The organism is uncultured Frigoribacterium sp. (assembly GCF_963515265.1).
Classification (GTDB): Bacteria; Actinomycetota; Actinomycetes; order Actinomycetales; family Microbacteriaceae; genus Frigoribacterium.
This window is the reverse complement of sequence record NZ_CAUPYL010000119.1, coordinates 1-7,969: the sequence shown is the minus strand read 5'-3', so window position 1 is coordinate 7,969 and position 7,969 is coordinate 1. Positions and strand designations below refer to the sequence as shown.

General features: G+C 74.5%; 6 protein-coding genes and 1 pseudogene. 6 read left to right on the top strand and 1 reads right to left on the bottom strand.

Going from position 1 to position 7,969, the window contains the following annotated elements; translation table 11 throughout:
- Window positions 1–335: pseudogene (locus RWM17_RS09995) on the top strand (thiamine-phosphate kinase); the annotation flags it as partial.
- Between the two features lie 199 nt (window positions 336–534).
- Here the strand turns inward: RWM17_RS09995 and rsmD are convergent.
- Complete coding sequence (rsmD, locus tag RWM17_RS09990) at window positions 535–1,104, bottom strand: 16S rRNA (guanine(966)-N(2))-methyltransferase RsmD (protein ID WP_314103228.1); 570 nt, start codon at window positions 1,102–1,104, stop codon at window positions 535–537.
- A gap of 131 nt (window positions 1,105–1,235) precedes the next feature.
- Between rsmD and RWM17_RS09985 the strand changes: the two genes are divergently transcribed.
- The 5 genes from RWM17_RS09985 to RWM17_RS09965 form a co-directional block, all read left to right on the top strand.
- Window positions 1,236–2,942: an acyl-CoA dehydrogenase family protein gene (locus RWM17_RS09985; RefSeq protein ID WP_314103225.1), complete on the top strand. Its 1,707-nt coding sequence runs from the start codon at window positions 1,236–1,238 to the stop codon at window positions 2,940–2,942.
- 128 nt (window positions 2,943–3,070) lie between these two features.
- Window positions 3,071–5,242, top strand: coding sequence for an ATP-dependent DNA helicase RecG (locus RWM17_RS09980; protein WP_399540421.1), 2,172 nt, complete (start codon window positions 3,071–3,073; stop codon window positions 5,240–5,242).
- 34 nt (window positions 5,243–5,276) lie between these two features.
- On the top strand, window positions 5,277–5,759 hold the full coding sequence (coaD, locus tag RWM17_RS09975; protein WP_314103220.1) for a pantetheine-phosphate adenylyltransferase: 483 nt from the start codon (window positions 5,277–5,279) through the stop codon (window positions 5,757–5,759).
- A gap of 122 nt (window positions 5,760–5,881) precedes the next feature.
- On the top strand, window positions 5,882–6,931 hold the full coding sequence (locus RWM17_RS09970; protein ID WP_399540418.1) for an AAA family ATPase: 1,050 nt from the start codon (window positions 5,882–5,884) through the stop codon (window positions 6,929–6,931).
- A gap of 47 nt (window positions 6,932–6,978) precedes the next feature.
- Window positions 6,979–7,969 (top strand): DUF58 domain-containing protein (locus RWM17_RS09965; RefSeq protein ID WP_314103218.1); only part of this gene is annotated, 991 nt, incomplete at its 3' end.

The window sequence follows — 7,969 nt, the reverse complement described above, 5'->3', positions numbered from 1 at the left end:
GGCCTGCCGCCGCCCTCGCGGGGGCGACGGCCATGCTCGACCTGTCCGACGGCCTCGCCCTCGACGCCTCCCGGCTGGCCCGCGCCTCCGGGGTCGTGCTCGACCTCGAGTCCGCGGCCCTGGGAGCCGACCCGCACGCTGCCCTCGCCGGGGGAGAGGACCACTCGCTGCTCGCGACGTTCCCGCCCGGCGCGGACCTCCCCGGCGGGTTCCGCCGGCTCGGCACGGTCCGCGACGTCGGGGGAGGGGCCCCCCGCGTCGCCGTCGACGGCCGCGACCTCGGCGAGCCCGGCGGCTGGGACCCCTACCGCCTCTGGACCGGCCAGCAGGGCTGACCTGCCCGGTCGCTGCCCCTCGTGCCCCGCCGCGTCCGCCCGCGGCCCCGACGATGTTCTCTGCCCCGTAATGTGAGAGTGATCCGGCCCGAGGAGTGCCCGGGGCCAGCCTGCGGCGGCCCTGCCGAGGCGGATCTGTCTCGCCTCGACATCCTGCGGGCCCCTCGGCAGCAGCCGCACCCGCAGTCCCACCCGCTGCTCAGGCGTCGCGCGTCGCGAACCAGACCGTCGTGTCGCCGTACGACTTGCGGGCGTCGAGCGTGAGCCCGTCGGGCCAGCCGGGCTCCCCGTCGCGGGAGGCGCGCTCGACGACGACCAGCGCCTCCTCGGCCAGCGACGGCAGCAGCGCCTCGAGGTCGGCGGCCAGCTCGGCCGCGGACAGCTCGTAGGGCGGGTCGAAGAAGACCAGGTCGACGAGTCCGGCGCCGCCGCCGAGGTACGACCGGACCGGCTGGGCGACGACGTCGACCCGGGGTGCCTTCCCGGCGGGTGCCCGGCCCACGACGGCGTCGACGTTCTTCCGCAGCGCCTTCGCCGCGGCCGGCGCCTTCTCGACGAGCACGACCGAGGCGGCCCCCCGCGACGCTGCCTCGAGTCCGAGCCCGCCGGTGCCGGCGTAGAGGTCGAGCACGCGGCGTCCGGCGATCTCGTCCCGCGCGTCGAGCGACGAGAACAGCGCCTCGCGCACCCGGTCGCTCGTGGGTCGGGTGCCCGTCTTCGGCACGGCCAGGGTCAGGTTGTCGGCGAAGCCGGAGATGATGCGGGACACGACCCCATCCTGGTCCATCGCCGCGGTCGTTCGAGCAAGTCGACAACGCGGCCCCGAGGAGGCGCGCGACCGGTCGTGGGACCCGCACAAGCGAGTTGTCGGCGGTCGCCCCTGCGGGCACGATCGCTCCCATGACCAGCGTCGATCGTACTGTCAGGCCCTCCTTCACCAAGTCGCTCTTCGCGGGGCGGATCGCGTCCGAGCTGGCGTTCCCCTACCCGCACATGTCGACGGCCGAGGCTGCCAGGGTCGAGACGGTCTCGGCGTCGGCCCGGGAGGTGCTGGCCGACTACGACCCGCTGCGGGCCGAGCGCGAGGGCTGGATCGGCGACGACACGGTGCGGGCGCTCGGCGAGCGAGGGCTGATGGGCCTGTTCGTCTCCGAGGAGTACGGCGGGCTCGGCCTCAGCCAGAGCGCCTACTGCCGCGTCTACGAGGAGTTCGGGCGGGTGGACGGCACCCTCGCCACCGTGATGGGCGTGCACCAGTCGATCGGCACGAAGCCGCTGCACCTCTTCGGCACGGACGACCAGAAGGCCCGCTGGCTGCCCGACCTGGCGAGCGGACGCAAGCTCGCGGCCTTCGTCCTCACCGAGCCGAACGTGGGCAGCGACGCCTACGCCCTCGAGACCCGGGCCGAGCGGCAGGCCGACGGGAGCTGGCTGCTGAACGGCGAGAAGCGCTGGATCGGCAACGGCGACAAGGACGTCCTGACGGTCTTCGCGCAGAGCGACCTCGGGCACGTGGCCCTGATCGTCGAGAAGGGCACGGACGGGCTCAGCACGGGCCCCCGCTTCGAGACCCACGGCCTCAAGGCCAACCACCTCCAGCGCGTGCACTTCAAGGACGTGCGGGTGCCCGCGGAGAACCTGCTCGGCGAGCCGGGCGACGGCTTCCGCATCGCGGTGAACACGCTGAACAACGGTCGCATGTCGATGGGCACGGCGATCGCGGGCGGCATGAAGCGGTTCCTCGAGCTGAGCCTCGAGCACACGGAGGCGCGCCACCAGTTCGGCAGGCCGCTCGCCGACTTCGAGATGGTCGGCGACAAGCTCGCGTGGATGACGCAGCAGATCTACGGCGTCGAGTCGATGTCGTACCTGACCACCGGTCTCGTCGACCGCGGCGACACCGACTTCGCGCTCGAGTCGGCCATGACCAAGGTGACCGCCAGCGACACCGGCTGGTACGCCCTCAACCGCGCGGTGCAGCTGCACGGCGGCGAGGCCTACATGGAGGGGCACCCGCTGTCGAAGGCCCTGCGCGACTTCCGCATCTTCCCGATCTTCGAGGGCGCGAACGACGTCCTCCGCGCCTTCGTCGCCCTCAACGGACTCAAGGCCCTCAGCGAGGAGCTGCCCGACGTGGCCTCCCTCAGCATCGGCGACCCCGGCCGGGCGATGGGCGTGCTGGCGCCGTACGTGGCAGGTCGCGTGCAGCGTCGCATCAGGCCCGAGCGGCCGGTGGGCGTGCACCCGCAGCTCGCGCGCGCCGCGGCCCAGGTGGGCGAGCAGGTCTCCCAGCTGCGCGAGCGGGCCGAGGGCGCCCTCCGCAAGCACGGCAAGCGGGTGCAGGAGGCCCAGCTCGTGCAGAAGCGCCTCGCCGACGCGGCGTCCGGCATCTACGCGCAGACGGCCGTGCTGTCACGGGCCTCGGTCGCCCTCGAGGAGGCGCGGGCCGACTCCGACGCTGAGCGCCACCTGGCGATCGGGTTCTGCAAGCAGTCCGCACGGCAGGTCGCGCGGCAGCTCCGGGCCCTCGAGGTGAACGACGACCGGCACGTGACCGCGCTCGCGGCGTCGACCCGCGCCTCCGGCGGCTACTCGTTCCGGCTCTGAGGCGCTGGGTCGGGCCCGGCCCTGTCGGGGGCGCGCAGTAGCGTGGGGACGTGCCCGCGCCCCTGCCCGACCCGTCGCCGCTCGACGCCGCGCTCTCCGGCGCCCTGGGCGGCCGCACGGCCCAGGCGATGCAGAAGGCGTTCGGGCTGCGGACCGTCGGCGACCTCCTGTCCCACTACCCGCGGCGCTACGCCCGGCGCGGCGAGCTGACGGCGCTCGACTCGCTGCCGCTCGGCGAGTCCGTGACGATCGTCGCCGAGGTCCTCGACGTGCGCGAGCGCACCATGCGGGCCCGTCGGGGGTCGATCCTCGAGGTGCGCATCGGCGACGGCGAGGGCATCCTCACCCTGACGTTCTTCAACCAGGCCTGGCGCTCGCGCGACCTCGTGCCCGGGGCGCGCGGCATCTTCGCGGGCAAGGTGGGCGACTACCGCGGCCTGCGGCAGCTGGCGCACCCCGACTACGAGCTGTTCGACGCGTCGCACGAGGCCGTGGCCGGGGTCGGCGACGCCGAGGCGCAGGCCTTCGCGCGGCAGCCGATCCCGATCTACCCGGCCAGCGCCTCCGTGGCGTCGTGGCAGGTGCAGAAGTCGGTCGAGGTGGTGCTCGACACGCTGCCGCCTCTCGACGACCCCGTGCCGGCGTCGGTCCGGGCCGAGCTTGAGCTCGTGCCGCTCCGCGAGGCGCTCGAGCTGGTGCACCGGCCCGAGAAGGACAGGGACCACCTGAGGGGCCGCGACGCCCTGCGGTTCCAGGAGGCGTTCGTGCTGCAGAGCGCGCTGCTGCAGCAGCGTGCCCTTCTGCGCACGACGAAGGCGACGGCTCGCTCGGCGAGGCCGGGCGGCCTGCTCGAGCGCCTCGACGCGGCGCTGCCCTTCGAGCGCACCGCCGACCAAGTCCTGGTGGGCTCCGAGATCGACCGCGACCTCGCGGCCGACGTCCCGATGAACCGCCTGGTGCAGGGCGAGGTCGGCTCGGGCAAGACCCTCGTGGCCCTGCGCGCGATGCTGGCGGTCGCCGAGAGCGGCGGCCAGTCGGCGCTGCTCGCCCCGACCGAGGTGCTCGCGGGGCAGCACCTCCGCTCGATCGTGCGGTCGCTCGGCCCCGACCTCGCCGCCGAGCTGCGCCCCGTGCTGCTGACCGGGCAGATGAGCACCGCCGAGCGTCGCAAGGCCACCCTCGCGGTGGTGAGCGGGCAGTCCCGGATCGTCGTCGGCACCCACGCGCTGATCAGCGACGCGGTCGAGTTCTGGGACCTCGGGCTCGTCGTCGTCGACGAGCAGCACCGCTTCGGCGTCGAGCAGCGCGAGGCCCTCCGCCGCAAGGGCGCCGCCCCGCCGCACGTGCTCGTGCTCACCGCGACGCCCATCCCCCGCACGGTCGCGATGACCGTCTTCGGCGACCTCGACGTGTCGACGATCACCGAGCTGCCGGCCGGCCGGCAGCCGATCGAGTCGTTCGTCGTGCCCCTCGCCGACCGGCCCGGCTGGGCCGACCGCATCTGGCAGCGCTCCGCAGAGGAGATCGCGAAGGGGCGCCAGGTCTTCGTCGTCTGCCCCGCCATCGACGCCGCGACGGTCGAGCAGGGCGAGCCGGCCGCCGGGGCCGAGGGCGGGGGACCGGAGGCAGGCAGGGCAGGCTCCGCCGCGGCCGACGAGACCGCAGGAGGCGCGCCTCCTGCCCCCGAGCGCGCCAGCGTCGAGGCCGTCACGGCTCTCGCCCGCTCGTTGCCCGTGCTCGCTGGCGCCCGGGTCGAGCCGCTGCACGGTCGCATGTCGGCCGACGAGAAGGACGACGTCATGCAGCGCTTCGCCCGGGGCGAGATCGACCTGCTGGTGGCGACCACGGTGATCGAGGTCGGCGTCGACGTCCCCAACGCCTCCACGATGGTGGTGCTCGACGCCGACCGGTTCGGCATCTCGCAGCTGCACCAGCTGCGCGGCCGGGTCGGCCGGGGCGGCCATCCGGGCCTCTGCCTCCTGGTGACGCACGCGCCCGTCGACTCGACGGCACGCGAGCGCGTCGACGCCGTCGCCGCCACCCTCGACGGGTTCGAGCTCGCCCAGGTCGACCTCGAGCTGCGGCGCGAGGGCGACGTGCTCAGCAGCCTCCAGTCGGGCGGCCGGTCGTCGCTGCGCCTGCTGCGGGTGACGACCGACGGCGACCTGATCGGCACCGCCCGCGAGCACGCCGCCGAGCTGCTCGAGGCCGACCCGTCGCTGGGGGAGCACCCCGCGCTCGCCGCGGCCATCGCGCGCCGGCTCGACGACTCGAGCCGCGACTTCATGGCGGCGGGCTGAGGGTCTCTGCCGAGCCACCGGCTAGGGTGACGGGATGAGCAGGATCGCCGTCGTCCCGGGGTCGTTCGACCCGGTCACCCTCGGCCACGTCGACGTCATCGCCAGGGCTGCGGGCATCTTCGACGAGGTCCACGTCCTGGTCGTGCACAACCCCGACAAGACGGCCCTCCTGCCTCTGCCGAAGCGGGTGTCGCTGCTCGAGCGGTCCCTCCGCGACGCGGGCCTGCCGGGCACCGTGTCGGTGCACAGCTGGAGCGTCGGGCTGCTGGTCGACTACTGCACCGAGGTCGGCGCGTCCGTCCTCGTCAAGGGCATCCGCTCCCAGGTCGACGTGGCCTACGAGACGCCGATGGCCATCATGAACCGCAGCCTGGCCGGCGTCGAGACGGTGTTCCTGCTGCCCGACCCGGCCCACGCCCACGTCTCGAGCTCGCTCGTGCGCCAGGTCGCGTCGCTCGGCGGCGACGTGCGGCCCTACGTCCCGACGGCCGTCGCCGACTACCTCGCGACGAGCTGACCGACCCGGCCCACCCCGCGCCCCTGGCCCACCGACCCACCTCCGCCGCACCGCACTCCGAACACGACACGACGCACCACGGACCGATCCAGATCACGCCCGGCACCCGAGAGACGACGACGATGACGACGACCACGACCAGCACCCCCGGCAGCGACGCTCGACGCGACCGCCGCAGGCCCGAGGCCGCGGTCGCGGGCCCGCCGATGTCGCTCGACGAGGTGCAGCAGAAGGCGCGCGGCATCCTCGAGGCCGTGGCCACGGTGATCGACGGCAAGGACGGGGCCATCAGCACGGCGCTCACCGTCCTGCTGGCCGAGGGGCACCTCCTGATCGAGGACGTCCCCGGAGTCGGCAAGACGCAGCTCGCCCGGGCGCTCGCCAAGGCGGTCGACGCCACCGTCACGCGCATCCAGTTCACCCCCGACCTGCTGCCGAGCGACATCACGGGCGTCTCGGTCTACGACCGGGAGCGGGGCGGCTTCCAGTTCGTCCCTGGCCCCGTCTTCGCGAACGTCGTCATCGGCGACGAGATCAACCGGGCGTCCCCGAAGACGCAGTCGGCCCTGCTGGAGAGCCTGGAGGAGCGGCAGGTCACCGTCGACGGCATCACGCACCCCCTGCCGCAGCCGTTCCTCGTCGTCGCGACGCAGAACCCGGTCGAGATGGAGGGCACCTACGCGCTGCCCGAGGCGCAGCGCGACCGCTTCATGGCCCGCATCTCGCTCGGCTACCCCGACGCCGAGAGCGAGCTGCGCATGCTCCGCCAGCGCGAGCGGACGAGTCCCCTCGACGTGCTGCAGCCCCTCGTCTCGCTCGACGACCTGACCCGCATGATCGCCGCCGTCCGCGACGTCTTCGCCGCCGAGGCGGTCGAGCGGTACGCGGTCCGCATCGTGCAGGCGACCCGGGTGCACCCCGACGTCCGGCTCGGGGCGAGCCCCCGCGCCACGCTCCAGCTGATGCGCGCCGCGAAGTCGTGGGCGGCGCTGAACGGCCGCTCGTTCGTGGTCCCCGACGACGTGGACGCCCTCAGCGGGCCCGTCCTCGGGCACCGGATCATCCTCGCGGGCCGTGCCGGGGCAGGGGCGGTCACCGCGGCGTACGACCTCGTCGCCGACGTGGTCGAGGCGACCGACGTGCCGCTCGGCGACCCCGCCGACGCGCGCTGACCGTGGCGCTCGGGCAGGCGCCGCGCCCTACGGCGCGGGGAGCGGGCGTGGTCGCCGCCGGCGTCGTCGTCGTCGTGTCCGGCGTGCTGCTCGACGCGACGCCCCTCGTCTTCGCGGGGCTCGTGCTCGTGCTCCTGGTCGTCGTGGTGCTCGTCTCCCTCGTCGTCCGCCGCCCCGACCTCGACGTGGCGCGGCGATTCAGCCCCGGCCGCGGCGTCGCCGGGTGGTCGGTCGTCGAGACGCTCTCGCTCACGCCCCGGGGGAGGAGCCAGGTCGTGGTGCTGCGCGAGGGCCTGCCGTGGAGGGGCGGGCCGTCCGCGGAGTCCGCGACCGTCGCGCTCGAGCCGGGTCGCACCTCCACCGCCGTGTTCCGCCACGTCGACCTCGTCCGCGGCCGACACCGGGTGGGCCCGCTGACCGTGGACCTCGTCGAGTCGTTCGGCGTCGGGCGGCGCCGGACGACGGTCCCCGGCACGCACGAGCTCGTCGTCGTGCCCGAGGTGCTCGACCTCGGGCTCGCACGCGAGTCGCGGGCCCTCGGCGACGGGGCCCGCCGCCAGCGCGGGCAGAGCCTCACGGGCGCCGAGGACGACCCCGTCACCCGCGAGTACCGTCGTGGCGACCCGATGCGCCGCGTGCACTGGAAGGCCTCCGCGCGGCACGACGACCTGATGGTGCGCCAGGAGGAACAGCACGGCCTGCCGCACGTGCGCCTCGTCCTCCCCACCTCGCTCGGGTCGTGGGACGACGCGACGACGGGTCCGGGAGGCGCGGGCCGGCACAGCGACGCGTTCGAGTGGGCGCTGTCGGTCGTCGCCACGCTCGCGGTCGAGTGGGGCCACGCGGGGTCAGTCGCCCTGCTCACGACGCCGGACGGCGACCTCGTCGCCCGGCACGACCCCGAGACCACGACCGCCTTCCTCGACGCGCTCGCCGACGTCGTCCTCGACGACCCGGCCGGGCCGCCCGCACCGCCCGCCGCGGCTCGGGAGCCGGTCGTCGCCGTCGTGTCCAGCCTCCGGCGCCGCGACCTCGACG